Consider the following 20997-nt stretch of genomic DNA (forward strand, 5'->3'; position numbering starts at 1 on the left):
TTAGCCCTGACTTCCATGTTTTTTCTTCCAGAGAACGACCAGCGAACCAATCAGCCCGAACACCAGCAGTACCACCGGCAGCAGCATCAGGCAGGACATCAGCTGATCTTCATACTTCAGGAACACCGGCGTCTTGCCGAGCAGATAACCGAGCGTCGTGAGGATCAGCACCCAGAGCAGACCGCTCATCCAGTTAAAGAACTGAAAACGCGCGCTGCTGAGGCCAGAAAGACCGGCGATGGTTGGCAGCAACGTACGGACAAAGGCGATAAAACGGCCTACCAACAGCGCAGAGAGCCCATGCTTGTGGAACAGATGATGCGCCCGTTGATGATAGTGCGCCGGTAAGTGCGACAGCCAGTTTTGCACGATGCGCGTATTGCCAAGCCATCGCCCCTGGATATAGCTCAACCAGCAGCCGAGGCTGGCGGCAATGGTCAGCAGCAGCACGGTCTGCGGAAATTGCATTGCCCCTTTTGCACACAGCACCCCAACCAGCACCAGCAGGCTATCGCCAGGCAGGAAAGCAGCAGGCAGCAGACCGTTTTCAAGAAACAGAATCATAAACAGGACAAAATAGAGCATGCCAATCATGGAAGGATTGGCCAGCGTTTCGAAATCCTGAGCCCATAAGGCATTAAGTAGTTGGGTCAAAAGTTCCATTCAGTGTTCCTGGAAATCGGTTAACGACGCACCTGTCAACCGGGGCAAACAGCACGGCGACATTTTTTTATGATTTCATTATGGTCGCTCGCGGACACAGTGTGTGGCCAGAACTGTTCCCTGTTAAATGGCAAAGTAAGCAAGCACTAACTAACAAGCTAAACGGCAAATTGCATCTAATTGTAACAAACGCCAATGGTATCCGTCACAGTATTTGCGTATGCCGAAGATAGATTTTGTATTAACCCAGGGAGAGGACGCGAGGCTATTTACAAAGGCTGACACTATAGATGTTTACTTACCCACCGGGGCCGGAAGGCGCAGCGAAGCGCCTGCCGAAGTAAGAAGAAAACTATTTTGCGTGACTGACCGCGCTATCAAGGTGAACAACCGGATTTTCTGCAAAAAGATAGCGGTCGGCGTTAAATTCGAAGTCGTCACTGGTTTCATTGAACAGCATCTGTTTGGTGTTTTCGAGATGCTGCCACATCGCCAGTTTTGCCGCATGCGGATCTTTACGAATCAGGGCCTTAAGAATTTGGTCATGATCGTCGCACCAGTTATCCACGGTGCGGGAATCGATGTGATCGTGCAATTTTTTCCAGTACGGGTTATGAACGCGCTGAGTCCACATTTTTTCGACGATTGCCGCGAGCGCAGTATTTTGCGTCGCCATGGCCACCTGAACGTGAAATTGCAGATCCCACTCGGAGTCACGAAAACATTTTTCTTTACGCGCGTTGTCCTGGATCTCCATCAGCTTCATGATGTCCTGCTTGGTCACCTGGGTCGCCGCAAACTCTGCAATATTGCTCTCGATAAGCTGACGGGCCTGGAGCAGCTCAAAGGGACCATAGTTGGCAAATTCCTGATTTTCATCCGGGGCCGGGGAGTGTTTTGGCTGGCTGGCGATAACATGAATGCCGGAACCTTTGCGCACTTCAACATAGCCTTCCACTTCCAGCATGATGATGGCTTCACGAACCACGGTGCGGCTTACGCTCTTTTCATCAGCGATAAAACGCTCGGCAGGTAATTTATCACCCACCAGATAAACGCCTTGCTCGATGCGTGTTTTTAGCTCGGCAGCAAGTTGCTGATAAAGACGGCGGGGTTCGTTGATTTCCATTTGTGCTCCAGGCAGGGTACGGCAATTAATTTGTTATACCACTTTTACCCCTTTGCCTCCAGATTTCGCTATCAAAAAAGCCGCTCTGGAGCGGCTTTTGCATTGTCCGGCGGCGCTTCGCTTGCGCGGCCGGGCGATTTTAAAGCCCGTGCAAGCGTTAGCGCCGCCGGGCAAAAATCACAGGCTAACTCTGCGTTGCCGGCCTTCCGACAGACTCTTTCTGCAGCTCTTCTGCAGACTTGCTCTTCAGCACCGTCCAGATAAGCACTGCGCCCAGCAGGTCGAAGATAGCCAGTACCGCGAACAGCGGGCTAAAGCCGATGGTGTCAGCCAGCGCACCGACCACCAGAGCGAACAGGGTGCTGGCGGTCCAGGCGGCCATCCCGGTCAGACCATTAGCCGTCGCCACTTCATTACGACCGAAGACGTCAGAAGAGAGGGTAATCAGCGCACCGGAGAGAGACTGGTGAGCAAAACCACCGACGCACAACAGCGCAATAGCAACATACGGGCTGGTGAACAGGCCGATCATCCCTGGGCCAATCATCAGCAGGGCGCCCATGGTCACGACCATCTTACGGGAGACAATCAGGTTCACGCCGAACCAGCGCTGGAACAGCGGCGGCAGGTAGCCCCCGACGATACAGCCCAGGTCTGCAAACAGCATTGGCATCCAGGCGAACATGGCGATCTCTTTCAGGTTAAAGCCGTAAACTTTAAACATGAACAGCGGGATCCAGGCGTTGAACGTACCCCATGCAGGCTCAGCCAGGAAGCGCGGCAGGGCGATACCCCAGAACTGACGGGTACCCAGGATCTGCAGGACAGACATTTTCTTGCCGTTATTGGTCTGATGCTGGGATTCCTGGCCGTTGATGATGTAGTCGCGTTCTTCGGTAGAAAGTTTTTTCTGGTCGCGCGGGTGTTTATAGAAGATGAGCCAGGACATCGCCCAGGCGAAGCTCAGCACGCCGGAGAGAATAAACGCCAGCTGCCAGCTGTGCATCACGATAGCCCAAACCACCAGCGGGGGGGCAATCATCGCGCCGATGGAAGAGCCCACGTTGAAGTAGCCCACCGCGATGGAGCGCTCTTTCGCCGGGAACCACTCGGACGCCGCTTTCAGACCCGCCGGGATCATGGCGGCTTCCGCAGCACCTACCGCGCCACGCGCCAGTGCCAGACCGCCCCAGCTGCCTGCCAGCGCGGTTGCGCCGCAGAAGATCGCCCAGGTGACGGCGAACACCGCATAGCCCACTTTGGTGCCCAGAATATCCAGCACGTAGCCTGCTACCGGCTGCATGATGGTGTAAGCCGCGGAATAGGCCGCGATAATATAAGAGTATTGTTGCGTGGAGATGTGCAGCTCTTCCATCAGCGTAGGCGCAGCCGCCGCTATGGTGTTACGCGTCAGGTAGCCCAGCACGGTGCCGAGCGTCACCAGTGCAATCATGTACCAACGTAACCCTTTAATTTTACGCATGTAAAACCTCATCGTTATGTTATTGCCGCACCGGAGTACGGTCATCTCTACGTACTGCGTGAGATGTTTTCAACGGGAGGGCGTGACCGGGAACTCTCCCGGCACGGCCCGAACCTTGCCATAAGTAACGTGCATAATTCGGTATCCTTACCGCTGAGTCCGATGCCTGTGGCACCGGTAATGCATTCCGTCGGCTTATAATTTGCGACGGCAGAACGATAACTTGTCATACAACTTTAAAAGGTGAGTGACATCACAAAAGTGTCAATGATTGTAAGGGCAATGTCAGGGCTGCGTCAGGCCAGAGCTGGCGCGGCGTTAAGCGCTATTTAACCCTTTAGATGTAGATTTTTTGTCGACGTTTATTGATCTAACTCACGAAAAAATCATCGGCCTCTGGAAATTGGTGTGATAACTTTGCAGCATCTGAACATTGCTGTTTTCTGACGTGCCCGTTAAGAGGATGACGACATGACACCGTTTATGACTGAAGATTTTCTGTTAGATACTGAATTTGCCCGCCGCCTGTACCATGATTACGCGAAAGACCAGCCGATTTTCGACTACCATTGCCACCTTCCGCCGCAGCAGGTTGCCGACAATTACCGTTTTAAAAACCTGTATGACATCTGGCTGAAAGGCGACCATTACAAGTGGCGCGCCATGCGCACCAACGGCGTGGCGGAACGCCTGTGTACCGGCGACGCGTCCGATCGCGAAAAATTCGACGCCTGGGCAGCAACCGTGCCGCACACTATTGGTAACCCGCTCTACCACTGGACCCACCTTGAGCTGCGCCGCCCGTTCGGGATCACCGGCAAGCTGCTCTCTCCGTCCACGGCGGATGAGATCTGGAACGAATGCAATGAGCTGCTGGCGCAGGACAAATTCTCTGCCCGCGGCATCATGAAGCAGATGAACGTGAAGATGGTCGGCACCACCGACGATCCGATTGACTCCCTGGAGCATCACGCCGTCGTTGCCAAAGACACCTCTTTTGACGTCAAAGTGCTGCCAAGCTGGCGCCCGGATAAAGCCTTTAATATCGAACAGGCGACCTTTGGCGACTACATGGCGAAGCTCGCCGACGTTTCTGATACCGAAATCCGCCGCTTCAGCGATCTGCAGACGGCGCTCACGAAGCGTCTGGATCACTTTGCGGCTCACGGCTGTAAAGTCTCTGACCACGCGCTGGACGTGGTGCTGTTTGCCGACGCGAACGAAGGCGAACTGGACAGCATCCTGGCGCGTCGCCTGGCCGGTGAAACCCTGAGCGAGCACGAAGTGGCGCAGTTCAAAACCGCGGTACTGGTCTGGCTGGCGGCTGAATATGCCCGTCGCGGCTGGGTGCAGCAGTATCACATTGGCGCGCTGCGCAACAACAATCTGCGTCAGTTTAAACTGCTGGGCGCAGACGTTGGTTTCGACTCCATCAACGACCGTCCGCTGGCGGAAGAGCTGTCTAAACTGCTGAGCAAACAGAATGAAGAGAATCTGTTGCCAAAAACCATTCTTTACTGCCTGAACCCACGCGATAATGAAGTGCTGGGCACCATGATCGGTAACTTCCAGGGCGAAGGGATGCCGGGCAAGATGCAGTTCGGTTCCGGCTGGTGGTTCAACGATCAGAAAGACGGCATGGAGCGTCAGATGACGCAGCTGGCGCAGCTCGGTCTGCTGAGCCGCTTTGTCGGGATGCTGACCGACAGCCGCAGCTTCCTTTCCTATACTCGCCATGAATATTTCCGTCGCATTCTGTGCCAGATGATTGGCCGCTGGGTTACCGCAGGAGAAGCGCCAGCCGATATCCAGCTGCTGGGCGAAATGGTGAGAAACATTTGCTTTAACAATGCGCGCGACTACTTCGCTATTGAACTGAACTAAGGCCTTCTGAGGTTGATATGCAATACATCAAAATCCATTCGCTGGATAACGTAGCGGTCGCGCTGGCCGACCTGAGCGAAGGCCTGGACGTGACGTTTGATAACCAGACCGTCACGCTGCGCCAGGCCATGGCGCGCGGGCACAAATTTGCCCTGCAGCCAATTGCCAAAGGGGAGAACGTGATCAAATACGGTCTGCCTATTGGCCATGCCCTGGCGGATATCGCGGCGGGTGAATTCATTCACTCCCACAATACGCGCACCAATCTTAGCGATCTGGATGAGTACAGCTATCAACCTGAGTTACAGGCTGAGAGTCGCCAGGCGGCGGATCGTGATGTCCAGATCTACCGCCGCGCCAGCGGTGAGGTGGGGATCCGCAATGAACTGTGGATCCTGCCTACCGTCGGCTGCGTCAACGGGATTGCCCGTCAGATCCAGAGCCGCTTCCTGAAAGAGACTAACGAAGCAGAAGGCACCGACGGGGTGTTCCTGTTCAGCCACACCTACGGCTGTTCCCAGCTGGGTGACGACCACATCAATACCCGCACCATGCTGCAAAACATGGTGCGTCACCCGAACGCCGGAGCGGTGCTGGTGATTGGCCTCGGCTGTGAAAACAACCAGGTCGATGCTTTCCGCGAAACGCTGGGGGATTTCGACCCTTCCCGCGTTCACTTTATGGTTTGCCAACACCAGGACGACGAGGTGGAAGCCGGGCTGGAGCACTTGCATCAGCTGTATGAGGCGATGCGCCATGATAAGCGTGAGCCAGGCAAGCTGAGCGAGCTGAAGTTTGGTCTGGAGTGCGGCGGCTCGGACGGCTTGTCCGGCATTACCGCCAACCCGATGCTGGGTCAGTTCTCTGATTACGTCATCAGCAACGGCGGCACCACCGTGCTGACCGAAGTGCCGGAGATGTTCGGCGCGGAGCGGATCCTGATGAGCCACTGCCGCGACGAAGCGACCTTTGAAAAAACCGTCACCATGGTGAACGACTTCAAACAGTACTTTATTGCTCATAACCAGCCGATTTACGAGAACCCATCGCCAGGTAACAAAGCGGGTGGCATCACGACCCTGGAAGAGAAATCCCTCGGCTGTACCCAGAAAGCGGGTGCCAGCCAGGTGGTGGATGTTCTGCGTTACGGCGAGCGGCTGAGCACGCCGGGTCTGAACCTGTTAAGCGCCCCGGGCAACGATGCCGTCGCCACCAGCGCGCTGGCAGGGGCAGGGTGCCATATGGTGCTGTTCAGTACCGGTCGCGGCACGCCGTATGGCGGTTTTGTGCCAACGGTGAAAATTGCCACCAACAGCGAGCTGGCGGCGAAGAAAAAGCACTGGATTGATTTCGATGCTGGTCAGCTGATCCACGGCAAAGCCATGCCGCAGCTGTTAACGGAATTCGTGGATGTGATTGTGGATATCGCCAACGGCAAGCAGGCCTGCAACGAGAAAAACGACTTCCGCGAGCTGGCGATCTTCAAGAGTGGTGTGACGCTGTAGTACCGTGCGGCCTGAAGCTTACCCTCTCCCTCCGGGAGAGGGTACAAACACTAAAAACGGCAACCTCGGGTTGCCGTTTTGCTGTTAACCTCGAAGCGCGTTTTTTGCCAGACGCGCATCTTCAGCCTGACAGGCTGCGGCGGTAAACAGCACGTCGGTGGAGGAGTTCAGCGCGGTTTCGCAGGAGTCCTGCAGCACGCCGATGATAAAGCCTACCGCCACAACCTGCATTGCCACTTCATTCGGGATACCAAACATATTACAGGCCAGCGGGATCAGCAGCAGAGAACCGCCCGCCACGCCCGATGCACCACAGGCGCACAGCGCCGCCACAACGCTCAGCAGCAGCGCGGTCGGCAGATCCACCGGCACACCCAGGGTATGCACGGCCGCTAAGGTCAGCACGGTGATGGTAATCGCCGCACCCGCCATGTTCACCGTCGCACCCAGCGGGATGGAGACGGAATAGGTATCACGATCCAGGTTCAGCTTCTCGGCCAGCGCCATGTTAACCGGAATGTTGGCCGCAGAGCTGCGGGTGAAGAAGGCGTAGACGCCGCTCTCACGCAGACAGGTCAGTACCAGCGGATAAGGGTTACGGCGGATCTGCCAGAACACCAGCAGCGGGTTAATCACCAGCGCGACCAGCAACATACAGCCAACCAGCACGATCAGCAGCTGGGCATAGCCCCACAGGGTTTCGAAGCCAGTAGTTGCCAGGGTGGAAGAGACCAGGCCAAAGATACCGATTGGCGCAAAGCGGATCACCACTTTCACCATAAAGGTCACGGCGTTGGAGACATCGTTAACCAGATTTTTGGTGGTCTCGTTACCGTGGCGCAGGGCGAAGCCCAGGCCGACGGCCCACACCAGAATGCCGATGTAGTTAGCGTTCAGCAGCGCGTCAATCGGGTTAGAAACCATGCTCAACAGCAGGCCGCGAAGCACTTCCACGATGCCGGATGGCGGGGTGATATCACCCGCTGCAGAGGTGAGGTGCAGCGTGGACGGGAACAGGAAGCTGAAAACGACCGCGGTCAGCGCGGCAGAGAAAGTACCCAGCAGATACAGGAACAGAATGGGACGAATGTTGGTTTTTTGTCCTTTCTGGTGATTAGCAATAGACGCCATTACCAGCATCAGCACCAGTACCGGTGCCACCGCTTTTAACGCGCCAACGAACAGGGTGCCGAGCAGGCCGGTGGCTATAGCGGCTGGTTTGGACACCAGCGCCAGTAAAACACCCAGCACAAGGCCTACCAGTATTTGTTTAACAAGACTGCCCTGCGCCAGGCGCGCGAGCAGACCAGGAGATTGCATGGTCATAATAATTCCTTCAGTGAAATTGCGTTCCGTCCCGGAGATGCTCTGAGGCACTTATATTCCGGTGAGAGGTGTGTGTTTGTCAGGATGAGTATATTGAATGCGCGAAGACAGGGAAGAGTAAAATGCTGGAATTTACGTACTGCGTCATATTTTTTAACTGCGCGTTTACATTTTTGCTGAGTGGCTCGCTTAAACTCCTCTGCGAAGGGTATTGCCCGGCGGCGCTTTGCTTACCCGGCCTACAAATCGTAGGCCCGGCAAGCGTAGCGCCGCCGGGCGATTATTACCCGATCTGCTGCTTTTTATCGTTCTGGTGGTTCACCCAGGCATTGATAATCAACGTCAGGACCAGAATGCCAAACACCACGCCCAGCGAGATGGCGATCGGGATGTGGTAGAAATCGACAATCATCATCTTGATACCGATAAACACCAGGATCACCGACAGGCCGTACTTCAGCATTGAGAAGCGCTCCGCCACGCCCGCCAGCAGGAAGTACATGGCACGCAGGCCGAGGATCGCAAACAGGTTTGAGGTCAGAACAATGAAGGGATCGGTGGTGACCGCGAATATCGCCGGAATACTGTCCACCGCGAAAATCACGTCGCTCAGCTCAACCATTATCAGCACCAGCAGCAGCGGTGTGGCGAACAGCAGGCCGTTCTTACGCACGAAGAAATGCTCGTTTTCAATGGTGTCGGTCATGCGCAGATGGCCACGCAGCCAGCGCACCAGCGGCTTCTCGCCAATACCGGTTTCATCTTCCTTCGCCAGCGCCATTTTCACGCCGGTAAAGAGCAGGAAGGCGCCAAAGACATACAGCAGCCATTCGAACTGGGTAATCAGCCAGCTACCGGCGAAGATCATGATGGTACGCAGCACGATCGCGCCCAGCACGCCATACACCAGCACCCGACGCTGCAGCGCTGCAGGCACCGCAAAATAGCTGAACAGCATCAGCCAGACAAAGACGTTATCGACGGCCAGGGCTTTTTCAATCAGATAGCCCGTGAGGAAGGCCAGCGCCTGCGGATCGGCCACCGCGCGGCCTTGCGTGACGGAGAGATACCACCAGAAGGCGGCACAGAAGAGCAGGGAGAGCGTGACCCACACCAGCGACCAGGCAGCTGCCTGCTTCATGGTCATGCCATGAGCGCCGCGTCGACCCTGCAAAAAGAGATCGATCGCCAGCATAATGACCACGACGATGGCGAATCCACCCCACAACAGCGGAGTACCGACAGTATTCATACAATTTTCCTTCCACAAAAAAAACGGCTAACGTCAGAAGACGATAGCCGTTGCGTTTTTTGTGCATAGACCTCGCCTTCCGGCAAGGTCTCACTTACAACAAGAAAGGAATACGCTCATCGTATTCCTTTTTCGTTGCCCGGCGACCGGATGCGGGATAACACGCATCGTAATGACGATCCACCGACCAGGAAGTTACTCCCCTTTGCAGGTAACAAAATATGTCAGGCCATTGGTTTCGTCAATGACCTGCGCTAATTCATTACACAGCTTTACGCGGTAACTTCTGCATTCAGGCCGTCCGCCGGGAATACCACTCCCGTCTGGCGACGGATTTCGGTCTGCAGCTTCGCCGTGGTACGGCTCACTGCAAGGCCCGGATGGTTAACTTCCTGGGTTTCGACCAGACGCGCGAACACCTCTGCCTCATACAGCATAGTGTTGATATGCTGAGGCTGCGTCAGCTCCTGGGCCTTGCCGCCGCGCGGCACGAAGCTCAGTTTCTGGCACTCGGAAATTTTCTCGATCACCAGCGCGCCGTTTTCACCCTGGATCTCGCTTGGCAGCACCGAGTCACTCACTTTGGAGTGCTGAAGCGTCACGCTGAAATCGCCGTAATCCAGCACCACCAGGCCGTGGGCATCCACGCCGCTTTCCAGCAGGCTGGCGGTAGCCTGAACCCGGTGCGGCTCTCCCCACAGCGCTACGGCCGAAGCCAGGCAGTAGAAGCCGATATCCATAATCGAGCCGTTAGAGAACTGTGGATTAAAGGTGTTCGGGTTCTCACCGTCCAGATAGCGCTGGTAGCGCGACGAATACTGGCAATAGTTGATAAAGGCTTTACGGATGCGACCCACTTTCGACAGCGACTGCTGTAACAGCAGAAAATTCGGCAGGCTGGCGGTTTTAAAGGCTTCAAACAGCACTACCTGGTTTTCCCGCGCAAGCGCAATGGCCGCTTCAACCTCGTCAATATTGGAGGCCAGCGGCTTCTCGCAGATCACGTGTTTTTGATGGCTGAGAAACAGCTTCGTTTGCGGGAAGTGCAGCGAGTTAGGGCTGGCGATATAGACCGCGTCAATGGCATCGCTTTGCGCCATCTCTTCCAGCGAGGTAAACAGATGCTCGACAGGATAGTCGTTGGCAAACGCCTGGGCCTGTTCAAGGCTGCGGGAGTAGACTGCGGTAAGTTTATATTTGCCGGTTTCATGAGCGGCATCGACGAACTGGCGAGTGATCCAGTTCGTCCCAATGACTGCGAAACGTATCATAAACGTTTACGAACTCCGTTAAGGGAACCTGATGCCACTGTAGCACGTCATCATGACAAATCGCGTGCGCTAATCCGCATTACTCTTTAACGATAAATGCGTCAGCCACAGCCTGGTATCAAACTCCAGCTGGTGGTACTGCGGCTCCATATGACAGCAGAGGGAGTAGAATGCTTTGTCGTGCTCTTTCTCTTTCAGGTGCGCCAGCTCGTGCACCACAATCATACGCAGGAAGGCTTCCGGTGCGTTGCGAAACACGGTCGCCACGCGGATCTCCGCTTTGGCCTTGAGCTTGCCGCCCTGCACCCGGGAGATGGCGGTATGCAGACCCAGGGCATTCTTCAGCACGTGGATCTTATTGTCGTACATCACTTTATTGATCGGCGGGGCGCTCTTCAGGTAACGGCTTTTGAGATCCTGCGTATACTGCCAGAGGGCTTTATCGGTGGCGACATCATGGGTGCCCGAATAGCGTTTTTCCAGGAAGGCGCCCAGTTTTTGCTCGGCAATTAAGGTGCGGACCTGGGAAAGCAGATGCTCGGGGTAGCCCTGGAGATAAGTAAGTTGGTTCATCAAAAGCCCACATCAGTGTGAAAACGGGTATACTCACGCACCCTTTTCAGGGATAACGCCGAAATTTTACCATTCAGGAGGGCCGATGAGCCACTTAGACAACGGTTTCCGTTCACTCGACTTAAAACGTTTCCCGGAAACGGACGACGTTAACCCGCTTCAGGCGTGGGAAGCGGCGGATGAATATCTGCTGCAGCAGTTGGATGACACCGAAATCAGCGGCCCGGTTCTGATCCTGAATGATGCTTTCGGCGCCCTGGCTTGCGCGCTGGCCGAACACGCGCCTTACAGCATCGGCGATTCATACCTGAGCGAACTGGCGACGCGCGAAAACCTGCGTCACAACGAACTCGACGAAGGCAGCGTGAAATTCCTCGACAGCACTGCGGAATATCCGCAGGCGCCGGGCGTGGTATTGATCAAAGTGCCAAAAACGATGGCGCTGCTGGAGCAGCAGCTGCGTGCGCTGCGCAAGGTGGTGACGCCAGAGACGCGCATTATCGCCGGGGCCAAAGCGCGTGATATTCACACCTCCACGCTGGAGCTGTTCGAGAAAGTGCTGGGGCCAACCACCACCACGCTGGCCTGGAAAAAGGCGCGCCTTATTAACTGTACCTTCAGCGCGCCGGCGCTGGCGGATGCGCCTGAGACCCTGAGCTGGAAGCTGGAAGGCACCGACTGGACTATCCATAACCACGCCAACGTCTTCTCCCGTACCGGGCTGGATATCGGCGCACGCTTCTTTATCGAACATCTGCCGGAAAACCTGGAAGGGGAGATCGTCGATCTCGGCTGTGGTAACGGGGTGATCGGTCTGACGCTGCTGGCAAAGAACCCGGAAGCCAGCGTGGTCTTTAGCGATGAATCGCCGATGGCGGTGGCCTCCAGCCGTCTCAACGTAGAAACCAACATGCCGGAAGCGCTGGATCGCTGCGAATTTATGATCAACAACGCGCTGTCGGGCGTGGAGCCGTTCCGCTTTAACGCGGTGTTCTGCAACCCGCCGTTCCACCAGAAGCATGCCCTGACGGATAACGTCGCCTGGGAGATGTTTCACCATGCGCGCCGCTGCCTGAAAATCAACGGCGAGCTGTATATCGTGGCCAACCGCCACCTGGACTACTTCCACAAGCTGAAGAAGATCTTCGGCAACTGCACCACCATTGCCACCAACAGCAAATTCGTGGTGCTGAAAGCGGTGAAGCTGGGACGCCGTCGTTAAGATTCAAACCGGTGCGGCCTGATGCCCTCACACCGGCCCTCTCCCACGCGAAGAGGGTGCAAACACCAAAAACGGCAACCGGGTTGCCGTTTTGCTTTTACCTCGCCGCCCGGCAATGCCGTTAGATCTCCAGTGCCAGCTTCGTCCCCTGGGCAATCGCCCGCCGGGCATCCAGCTCCATCGCCACGTCGCACCCGCCAATCAGATGCACCCTTTTACCCGCCTCGCGCAGCGGTTCCGCCAGATCGCGCTTTGGCTCCTGTCCGGCGCATAAAATCACATGATCTACCTGCAGCAGCTGCGGTTCACCGCCGATCAGCACATGCAGCCCTTCGTCGTCGATCTTCTGGTAACTCACCGCCGGGATCATTTTTACGCCGCGGGCGAGGAGGGTGGCGCGGTGGATCCAGCCGGTGGTTTTACCCAGCCCTTCGCCCGGTTTGCTGGCCTTGCGCTGCAGCATCACGATCTGGCGCGGGCTTTTTGGCAGCTGTGGCCCTTCCGGACGCAGGCCGCCCACCTGGTTCAGGCTGGTGTCGATACCCCATTCCGCGCAGAACTCCGCGATATTCTGACTGCTGGCCTCACCCGACTGGCTCAGGTACATGGCGGTATCAAAGCCAATCCCGCCGCAGCCGATAATCGCCACCCGCTCTCCCACCGGGGCTTTATCGCGCAGCACGTCGAGATAGCTCAGTACCTTCGGATGATCGATACCCTCGATCGCAGGCGTGCGCGGGGCGATCCCGCTGGCAAGGATCGTTTCGTCAAAGTCGCTCAGATCGTCCGCGGTCACCCACTGGTTGAGACGCAGAACCACGCCGGTGAGGTCGATCATCCGGCGGTAGTAACGCAGCGTCTCATAGAACTCCTCTTTGCCGGGGATCTGTTTGGCGATATTAAACTGACCGCCAATCTCAGCGGCGGCATCAAACAGCGTCACGCTGTGCCCGCGCGAGGCGGCATTCACTGCAAACGCCAGCCCCGCCGGGCCTGCGCCCACCACCGCCAGCCGCTTTTTATTCACGGCCGGAACGATGGGCATGCGGGTTTCATGGCAGGCGCGGGGGTTCACCAGGCAGGAGGTCACTTTGCCGACGAAGATCTGATCCAGGCAGGCCTGGTTGCAGCCGATACAGGTGTTGATCTCATCCGCCCGCCCGCTCTGCGCTTTCGACAGCAGCTCGGCATCGGCGAGGAAAGGACGCGCCATCGACACCATGTCGGCATCGCCGTTAGCCAGCACATCGTCCGCCACCTGAGGATCGTTAATGCGGTTAGTCGTCACCAGCGGGATCGAGACCTTGCCTTTCAGCCTGCGGGTCACCCAGCTGAATGCCGCGCGCGGCACCGGGGTAGCAATGGTCGGGATGCGCGCCTCGTGCCAGCCAATCCCGGTGTTGATGAGGGTCGCCCCTGCCGCTTCAATGGCCTGCGCCAGCCGAACGGTTTCGTCGAAGGTACCGCCCCCCTCCACCAGGTCGAGCATCGACAGGCGGAAGATGATAATAAAGTCGCTCCCGGCACGCGCACGCACGGCGCGCACCACCTCGACGGCAAAGCGCATTCGGCGGGCATAGTCGCCGCCCCATTCGTCCTCGCGCTGGTTGGTGCGGGCGGCGAGAAATTCGTTAATCAGATAACCTTCCGAGCCCATCACCTCCACGCCGTCATAGCCGGCTTCCCGCGCCAGCGCTGCGCAGCGGGCAAAGTCGTCAATCAGGGTCAGGATCTCGTCGTGGGTCAGAGCATGCGGCTTAAAGCGGTTGATTGGCGCCTGGATCGCCGAGGGGGCCACCGGATTGGGCTGATAGCTGTAACGCCCGGTATGCAAAATTTGCAGGGCGATTTTGCCGCCCGCCTGGTGGACGGCGTCGGTGACGATCCGGTGATGGGGCAACTGACCGGCATCGTTCAGCACCGCGCCGCCCTCCATCCCGACACCGGAAGGGGCAGGCGCCACGCCGCCAGTAACGATCAGCGCCACCCCGTGACGGGCGCGCTCGGCATAAAACGCGGCCAGCCGTTCTGCGCCGTCCGGGCGCTCCTCCAGTCCGGTATGCATTGAGCCCATTAACACGCGGTTTTTAAGGGTGGTGAACCCCAGATCGAGCGGGGCGAACAGCGACGGGTAGCGGCTCATAGTCTCTTCCAGTGTAAAATTATTGTTATGTGGTCGGATGAGTTAGTAATTTAGCCAGCGTGGAGTAAAAGGGAAAAGGGTAATGCGGTGATTGTGATGGGATTCAAAGATTACCCCTCACCCTAACCCTCTCCCCACAGGGGAGAGGGTTAGGGTGCGGTCTTACAGAGGAGAAGGAACAATCGGGTGCCGTCTTACAGAGTGGGCTCGGTCGGCATTTCTCCCTCGCCCCTTTGGGGAGAGGGCCGGGGTGAGGGGGAACGCACTAATCCCGGCGCCTGCCACATCGACGTGGTCAGGCCGCTGTCCACCAGCCCGAGCTGATCGGCATACACCGCCTGCCACTTCTGCATCATGCCGTCGTACAGTTCCCGGTGCGCCGGGTTCGGGGTGAACTCCCGGCTCCATTTCACCAGTCTCTCCCCCGTGGCGGCCATATCCGCATACAATCCGGCCCCGGCTCCGGCGGCGATGGCACACCCCAGCGCGGTCGCCTCTTTCACCTCCGGCACCCGCACCGGCAGGCCGGTGACGTCGCTTAAAATCTGGCTCCACAGCGCCCCTTTGGCGCCGCCGCCGGCAAACACCAGGCTCTCAAAGACCACGCCGGAGAATTGCGAAATCTGCGCCAGATTACAGGCGGAAACAATCGCCGCATTCTCCTCCAGAGCGCGGAACAGGGTGGCCTTATTACATTTTTCCGGATCGATGGAGAGGTTAATAAACGACGGCGCAGCGTGATACCACTGCTTAAAGTGCATGGCGTCGGAGAAGATCGGCATCACCCCGTGGGAGCCCGCCGGCACCCGGCTGGCCATCTCCTCCATCAGAGCGTAGGTATCCATCCCCATCCGTTCGGCAATCAGCTTCTCTTCAGCGCAGAAGGCGTCGCGGAACCAGCGCATGGTCAGCCCGGTAAAGAAGCTGATCGACTCCGCCTGGGCCATCCCCGGGATCACGTGCGGGTTCACGCGGATGTTCATTTGCGGATCGGTACGCACCTGCGGCAGGTTGACCACCTGCTGCCAGAAGGTGCCGCCCAGCACTGCGGTTTGCCCGGCGCGCACCACCCCCAGCCCCAGACAGCCCAGCTGCACGTCGCCGCCGCCCATCACCACCGGGGTACCTTCCCGCAGCCCCGACTGCTGGGCGGCTTCCCGGGTGATAGCCCCCAGCAGGGTGCCGGTCTCTTTGACCGGGGAGAGAATATCGGCGCGCAGCCCGGCCATATCCAGCAGCGCGGGCCGCCAGTCGCGGGAAAAGAGATCTAACATGCCGGTGGTGCCCGCATTGGACGGGTCAACGGCCAGCTCGCCGGAGAGCTTCGCCGCCAGCCAGTCGCTGATCATGGTGATGGTGGCGGCTTTGCGATAGATGTCCGGGCGATGGTGCGCCAGCCACAGCAGGCGCGGCATGGCGCTCAGGGCCAGAGTCTGGCCGGAGACGTCATAGACTTCGGATTCAAAACGGTAGTCGTGGATCTCTTTGAGTTCAGCCACTTCGCGGCTGGCGCGGGCATCGACGTTGGCGCAGGCCCAGATCGCCTCGCCGTTGCGATCGTAAAGGACAATCCCCTCGCGCATTGAGCAGCAGGCGACGGACTGGATATCCGCTGCGCCAAGGTGCGCCCGCTCCAGCGCCTGATGGATACACTGGCAGGCCAGCCGCCAGTTGGTGTCGAGATCGAACTCCATCGAGCCGGGAACATTCTCCACGCTCAGGTGCTTCCACTCGGCCTGGCCGACGGCTATCTGGTTGCCCTGCAAATCGAAAATCACGGCGCGAACGCTGCCTGTCCCTGCATCTAACGCTAAAAGGTAACTCATGAGCTTGCCTCATCGTAAGCGCAGGGCGAAAACAGGCTCTTAGGTTGCCAGAGCCAGCACCGCGCGGGCTGTCGTCTCTTCCGTCACCAGGCCATTGATACGGCGACCCTTCAGTGCGGCATAAATCGCATCGGCTTTCTCTTCGCCTCCGGCGACGCCCACGATGGTAGGCAACTGTGCCAGTTCATCGAGCGTAACGCCCAGTAATTCACGGTGGATCTCCAGGTCGGGTACCCGTTCACCCCCGGCATTGAGGAAATAGCCCAGGATGTCGCCTACCGCGCCTTTGCGGGCAAACATCAGCTGTTCCCCTTCGCTGATATAGCCGGAGCGCAAAATGGTGGCATCCCGACGCTGGTTAACGGCGCCGATCCCGACTACCGCCGCATCGGCGGCGGTGGCGGCGAGGATCACATCCCGCACGCTGGTTTCCCGTTTCAGGATCCCGGCCACTTCAGCAGATGAGACCCGCAGCGGGGCGGGGATCATGCTGACGCTGCATGCGGCATCCAGCTGGCCAATGCCGGTCATATAGGGCCCGACGCCGCCGGAAAGGGTCACCAGCCGCACCCGCTGCGAGCTGATAAAGCCGCTTAAGTGCTGAATACAGCTCATGGTGGTTTCACCAAACCCCACCGCCAGCAGCTGGCCGGGTTCCAGCACGCCCATCAACGACTGCGCGGCGCCAATACCTAAGCGCACGCTCATCGCCGGGGTATTCAGCGCAGGCAACACCCGCGCCAGCTTCAGGCCGAAACGCTGCTGAAGCTCGGTTTCCAGCGCCAGACACCCTTCGTAGCGGGAGTTGATCTGCACGCGGATCACCCCGGACTGTCGGCCTTTCTCCAGCAGACGCGAAATCTTGAGCCGCGGTAAACCCAGCCGCTCACCAATATCGTTCTGCGTCAGTCCGTCGTGGTAGTAGCACCAGGCCACGCGCGCCACCAGTTCTTCATCCGACAGCGCCAGTCCGGCAAATCGTCCCTCTTCGGCAACGCGTTTCTCAGCCATATTTGAACTCTTATCAAAATTTAGATCATATGTTCGCTTCGCCGCAGGCTGAATCTGTGAGCCACACGGCAAAACGGATATTCCGGAATGTTTCAGCTTTGTCGGGATCATATCCATAAAACTGTGATCCCTGCACGGTTGTAAATATAGTTCACCGTCTACGCTTCTGAACATTATTAATTTCAAAAATCATTTGTTCAATAGCGGAGCGATAATGACAGCACTTATCGAGGCGCGCGGGATCCAGAAGCAGTTCTCCGGCGTTCCAGTATTGAAAAATATTGATTTCACTCTGCTTGCGGGTCAGGTGCATGCCCTGATGGGCGGCAACGGCGCCGGGAAATCCACGCTGATGAAGATTGTCGCCGGCGTTGAGACACCAGATAGCGGTGAACTTTCTATTGAGGGCCGTCCTTTTGCTCGCCTTAAACCTGGCCAGGCGCACCAGTTGGGGATCTACCTGGTGCCGCAGGAGCCGATGCTGTTCCCTAACCTCAGCGTGCGCGAAAACATTCTCTTCCGCCTGCCGCGCGGGCAGGCCACCGCCCGGCGTCTGGACGAAAAGCTGGAGCAGCTCCAGTGCCAGCTCAATTTAGATGCCGCCGCCAGCACCCTCGAGGTGGCGGATCAGCAGATGGTGGAGATCCTGCGCGGGCTGATGCGCGAGGCGAAGATCCTGATCCTCGATGAACCCACCGCCTCACTGACGCCGGGGGAGACGGAACGCCTGTTCCGCCAGATCCGCGCGCTCCAGGGGACGGGCGTCGGGATTGTCTTTATCTCCCACAAGCTGCCGGAAATTCGCCAGCTCGCCAGCCACGTCTCGGTGATGCGCGACGGGGCGGTGGTACTGAGCGGTGAAACTGCTCAGTTTGATGATAACGCGCTAATTGCCGCCATGACCCCGGTCAGCCGCGACCAACGGTTGAGCGACACGCAAAAGCTGTGGCTGGCGCTGCCGGGCAACCGCCGCACCCAGGCGCAGGACTTCCCGGTGCTGCGGGTGGAGACGCTTACCGGGGAGGGCTTTATCGATCTCAGTCTGGAGATCTATGCCGGAGAGATCGTCGGTCTGGCCGGGTTAGTCGGATCCGGACGCACCGAGTTTGCCGAAACCCTGTACGGGTTGCGCCCGTCGCGCGGGGGGCGGATCTGGCTGGAGAACCAACAGATCGACGACGATCCGGTCAGCGTCCGGCTGAAGAAGGGGCTGGTCTATCTGCCGGAGGATCGGCAGGTCTCCGGCCTGTTCCTCGATGCGCCGGTACGCTGGAACACCGTCGCCCTTAACGAACCCTCTCTCTGGCAGCAGCGCCAGCGCGAAGCGGCGGTGGTGGAGCGCTATCACCGGGCGCTGGGGATCAAACTCAATAATGCCGATCAGACCCTGCGCACCCTGTCGGGGGGCAATCAGCAGAAGGTGCTGCTGGCGCGCTGTCTGGAGGCTAATCCGCTGCTGCTGATCGTCGATGAACCGACCCGCGGGGTGGACGTCTCGGCCCGCGCTGATATCTACCAGCTGATTAAAAGCGTGGCGGCGCAAAACGTGGCGGTGCTGATGATCTCCAGCGACATGGATGAGTTTCCCGGTCTGGCGGATCGGGTGCTGGTGATGCATCAGGGAGTACTCAGCGGGGAACTGTCGCGCCACGCCGTCAGCCTCGATCGCATGATGGCCCTGGCCTTCGGAGGACAGGCATGAAAACACTGCTTAAAAACCGCGAGCTCAGCGCGCTGCTGGCGATCCTCGCCCTGTTTGTGGTGCTGGTGGCGCTTAACCCGGCTTATCTCAGCCTGCAAACCCTGGGGATGATCTTTGCCAGCTCGCAAATTCTGATCCTGCTGGCCCTCGGGGCCGGGCTGGTGATGCTGACCCGCAATATTGACGTCTCGGTTGGCTCGATTGTCGGGCTGTGCGCCATCGCCGTGGGCGTGGCGCTGAACAACGGTTACGGCCTGCCGGTGGCGATCCTGTTTGCGCTGGCCATCGGGGCGCTGGCGGGGGCTTTCAACGGTCTGCTGGTGGTGGGGCTGCGCATCCCGGCGATTGTCGCCACCCTCGGCACGCTGGGACTTTATCGTGGGGCGATGCTGCTCTGGACCGACGGGAAGTGGATCGAAGGCCTGCCGGTGAGCCTGAAAGCGCTGTCGGAGCCGGTGGCACTCGGGATATCGCCGCTGGGGATAGTGGTGCTGGCCTTCGCCGCCATTGGCGCCTGGACGCTGTCGCGCACCGCTTTTGGCCGTGATTTTTACGCCGTCGGGGATAACCTTGCCGCCGCCCGCCAGCTGGGTGTGGCCGTCAACCGCACCCGGATGGCGGCTTTTACCCTTAACGGCGTACTGGCGGCCTGCGCCGGGATCGTCTTTGCCGCGCAGATCGGCTTCGTGCCGAACCAGACCGGCAGCGGGCTGGAGATGAAAGCCATCGCCGCCTGCGTGCTGGGAGGCATCTCGCTGCTGGGCGGCGCCGGCACCTTAATCGGCGCGCTGCTGGGGGCCTTCTTCCTGACCCAGATCGACACCGTGCTGGTGCTGTTCCGCCTTCCGGCCTGGTGGAACGACTTTATCGCCGGACTGGTGCTGCTGGGGGTGCTGGTGCTCGACGGGCGGCTGCGTCAGGCCCTGGCGCGGCATCAGCGGGCACTGAAGTACAGCCGTTTCCAGCCGGGTAATAAAGGGGGGAAGCACGTCACCCCGTTTCCCAAACGCAAAAAAGAGGTGGCGTAAATGAAGCTTAACTGGGAGTGGGCGCTGCTGCTGTTACTGGTGCTGGAGATCCTGCTGTTTGGCATCCTCAACCCGCGAATGCTCGACATCAACATGCTGCTGTTCAGCACCAGCGATTTTATCTGCATCGGCATTGTGGCGCTGCCGCTGACGCTGGTCATTATCAGCGGCGGGATCGACATTTCGCTCGGCTCAACTATCGGCCTGTGCGCCATCGCGCTGGGGGTAATGATGCAGTCGGGCGTGCCGATGGCGGCGGCGATCCCGCTGACCCTGCTGCTGGGGCTGCTGTGTGGGCTGTTTAACGCCCTGCTTATCCACTACACGGGCATCAGCCCATTGGTTATCACCCTCGGCACGCTGTACCTGTACGGCGGCGGGGCGCTGCTGCTCTCGGGCATGGCCGGGGCCACCGGCTACGAAGGCATTGGCGGCTTTCCGGAGAGCTTCACGGCGTTTGCCAACCTCACCGTGCTGGGCCTGCCGATCCCGCTGGTGCTGTTCGCGGTTATCACCTTCTTCTTCTGGCTTATCACCCATCGCGGGCGCTTTGGCCGGCATCTGTTTCTGATTGGGCAGAATCCGCGTGCGGCGCGCTATGCGGCGCTGTCGGTCAACGGCATGCCTTACGCGTTGTATGGCCTGGTGGGGGTCGCGTCGGCGATTGCCGCGCTGGTAATGGTCTCCTACTTCGGCTCGGCGCGCTCCGATTTAGGACGCGACCTGCTGATGCCCGCGCTCACCGCTGCGGTGCTGGGCGGAGCGAATATCTATGGCGGTTCAGGTTCGGTTCTGGGTACTGCGCTGGCGGCGTTGCTGGTGGGGTACCTGCAACAGGGGTTACAGATGGTCGGCATCCCCAACCAGGTGTCGAGCGCGCTGTCAGGGGCGCTGTTGGTTGTGGTGGTGATGGGACGTTCACTGAGTCTGCACCGTGAGTGGGTGCGATCTCTCTTCACAAAACTACCCGGAGCGTAAG

The 20997-nt window shown here is 58.5% G+C and carries 16 protein-coding genes; 6 read left to right on the forward strand and 10 right to left on the reverse strand.

Features of this window, described 5'->3' with window-relative positions:
* The 3 genes from yqjA to MXM41_RS18075 all read right to left on the reverse strand — a co-directional run bounded on the left by yqjA (nt 1) and on the right by MXM41_RS18075 (nt 3275).
* Nucleotides 1-663: a DedA family general envelope maintenance protein YqjA gene (yqjA, locus tag MXM41_RS18065; RefSeq protein ID WP_039031697.1), complete on the reverse strand. Its 663-nt coding sequence runs from the start codon at nt 661-663 to the stop codon at nt 1-3.
* 352 nt (nt 664-1015) lie between these two features.
* Complete coding sequence (exuR, locus tag MXM41_RS18070) at nt 1016-1792, reverse strand: transcriptional regulator ExuR (protein WP_325933470.1); 777 nt, start codon at nt 1790-1792, stop codon at nt 1016-1018.
* Nucleotides 1793-1976: 184 nt separating this feature from the next.
* Nucleotides 1977-3275: an MFS transporter gene (locus MXM41_RS18075; RefSeq protein ID WP_325933471.1), complete on the reverse strand. Its 1299-nt coding sequence runs from the start codon at nt 3273-3275 to the stop codon at nt 1977-1979.
* Nucleotides 3276-3746: 471 nt separating this feature from the next.
* Here MXM41_RS18075 and uxaC point away from each other — a divergent pair, with 471 nt between their 5' ends.
* Both uxaC and MXM41_RS18085 read left to right on the forward strand, forming a co-directional pair.
* Nucleotides 3747-5159, forward strand: a complete 1413-nt coding sequence (gene uxaC / locus MXM41_RS18080) for a glucuronate isomerase (RefSeq protein WP_325933472.1) — start codon at nt 3747-3749, stop codon at nt 5157-5159.
* 17 nt (nt 5160-5176) lie between these two features.
* On the forward strand, nt 5177-6664 hold the full coding sequence (locus MXM41_RS18085; protein ID WP_325933473.1) for an altronate dehydratase family protein: 1488 nt from the start codon (nt 5177-5179) through the stop codon (nt 6662-6664).
* An 84-nt stretch (nt 6665-6748) separates the two neighbouring features.
* Here MXM41_RS18085 and sstT read toward each other — a convergent pair whose 3' ends face one another.
* The 4 genes from sstT to MXM41_RS18105 form a co-directional block, all read right to left on the reverse strand.
* A complete protein-coding gene (gene sstT, locus MXM41_RS18090; protein WP_325933474.1) occupies nt 6749-7990 on the reverse strand; it encodes a serine/threonine transporter SstT in 1242 nt (413 codons plus the stop codon).
* 283 nt (nt 7991-8273) lie between these two features.
* On the reverse strand, nt 8274-9242 hold the full coding sequence (locus MXM41_RS18095) for a TerC family protein (RefSeq protein WP_325933475.1): 969 nt from the start codon (nt 9240-9242) through the stop codon (nt 8274-8276).
* Nucleotides 9243-9514: 272 nt separating this feature from the next.
* The gene (locus MXM41_RS18100; RefSeq protein WP_325933476.1) at nt 9515-10513 is read right to left on the reverse strand and encodes a Gfo/Idh/MocA family oxidoreductase; all 999 of its coding nucleotides are present in this window, start codon (nt 10511-10513) and stop codon (nt 9515-9517) included.
* A gap of 69 nt (nt 10514-10582) precedes the next feature.
* Complete coding sequence (locus tag MXM41_RS18105) at nt 10583-11086, reverse strand: M48 family metallopeptidase (RefSeq protein ID WP_325933477.1); 504 nt, start codon at nt 11084-11086, stop codon at nt 10583-10585.
* An 85-nt stretch (nt 11087-11171) separates the two neighbouring features.
* Here MXM41_RS18105 and rlmG point away from each other — a divergent pair, with 85 nt between their 5' ends.
* Nucleotides 11172-12308, forward strand: coding sequence for a 23S rRNA (guanine(1835)-N(2))-methyltransferase RlmG (gene rlmG / locus MXM41_RS18110; RefSeq protein WP_325933478.1), 1137 nt, complete (start codon nt 11172-11174; stop codon nt 12306-12308).
* 121 nt (nt 12309-12429) lie between these two features.
* Here rlmG and MXM41_RS18115 read toward each other — a convergent pair whose 3' ends face one another.
* The 3 genes from MXM41_RS18115 to lsrR form a co-directional block, all read right to left on the reverse strand.
* Nucleotides 12430-14451, reverse strand: coding sequence for an NADPH-dependent 2,4-dienoyl-CoA reductase (locus tag MXM41_RS18115; RefSeq protein WP_325933479.1), 2022 nt, complete (start codon nt 14449-14451; stop codon nt 12430-12432).
* Nucleotides 14452-14645: 194 nt separating this feature from the next.
* Nucleotides 14646-16277 carry an autoinducer-2 kinase gene (gene lsrK, locus MXM41_RS18120; RefSeq protein ID WP_325933481.1) on the reverse strand — a complete coding sequence of 544 codons (1632 nt, stop codon included), beginning with the start codon at nt 16275-16277 and terminating at the stop codon, nt 14646-14648.
* Between the two features lie 39 nt (nt 16278-16316).
* On the reverse strand, nt 16317-17288 hold the full coding sequence (gene lsrR, locus MXM41_RS18125; RefSeq protein ID WP_325933483.1) for a transcriptional regulator LsrR: 972 nt from the start codon (nt 17286-17288) through the stop codon (nt 16317-16319).
* A 214-nt stretch (nt 17289-17502) separates the two neighbouring features.
* Between lsrR and lsrA the strand changes: the two genes are divergently transcribed.
* The 3 genes from lsrA to lsrD are packed head-to-tail and all read left to right on the forward strand — an operon-like array spanning nt 17503 to nt 20996.
* Complete coding sequence (gene lsrA / locus MXM41_RS18130) at nt 17503-18990, forward strand: autoinducer 2 ABC transporter ATP-binding protein LsrA (protein WP_325933485.1); 1488 nt, start codon at nt 17503-17505, stop codon at nt 18988-18990.
* Complete coding sequence (gene lsrC, locus MXM41_RS18135) at nt 18987-20018, forward strand: autoinducer 2 ABC transporter permease LsrC (protein WP_325933487.1); 1032 nt, start codon at nt 18987-18989, stop codon at nt 20016-20018. Before lsrA ends, lsrC begins: the two co-directional genes overlap by 4 nt.
* A complete protein-coding gene (gene lsrD, locus MXM41_RS18140) occupies nt 20019-20996 on the forward strand; it encodes an autoinducer 2 ABC transporter permease LsrD (protein WP_325933489.1) in 978 nt (325 codons plus the stop codon).
* The last annotated feature ends 1 nt before the right edge of the window (nt 20997 follow it).

The organism is Leclercia adecarboxylata (assembly GCF_035787115.1).
GTDB lineage: Bacteria > Pseudomonadota > Gammaproteobacteria > Enterobacterales > Enterobacteriaceae > Enterobacter > Enterobacter adecarboxylatus_E.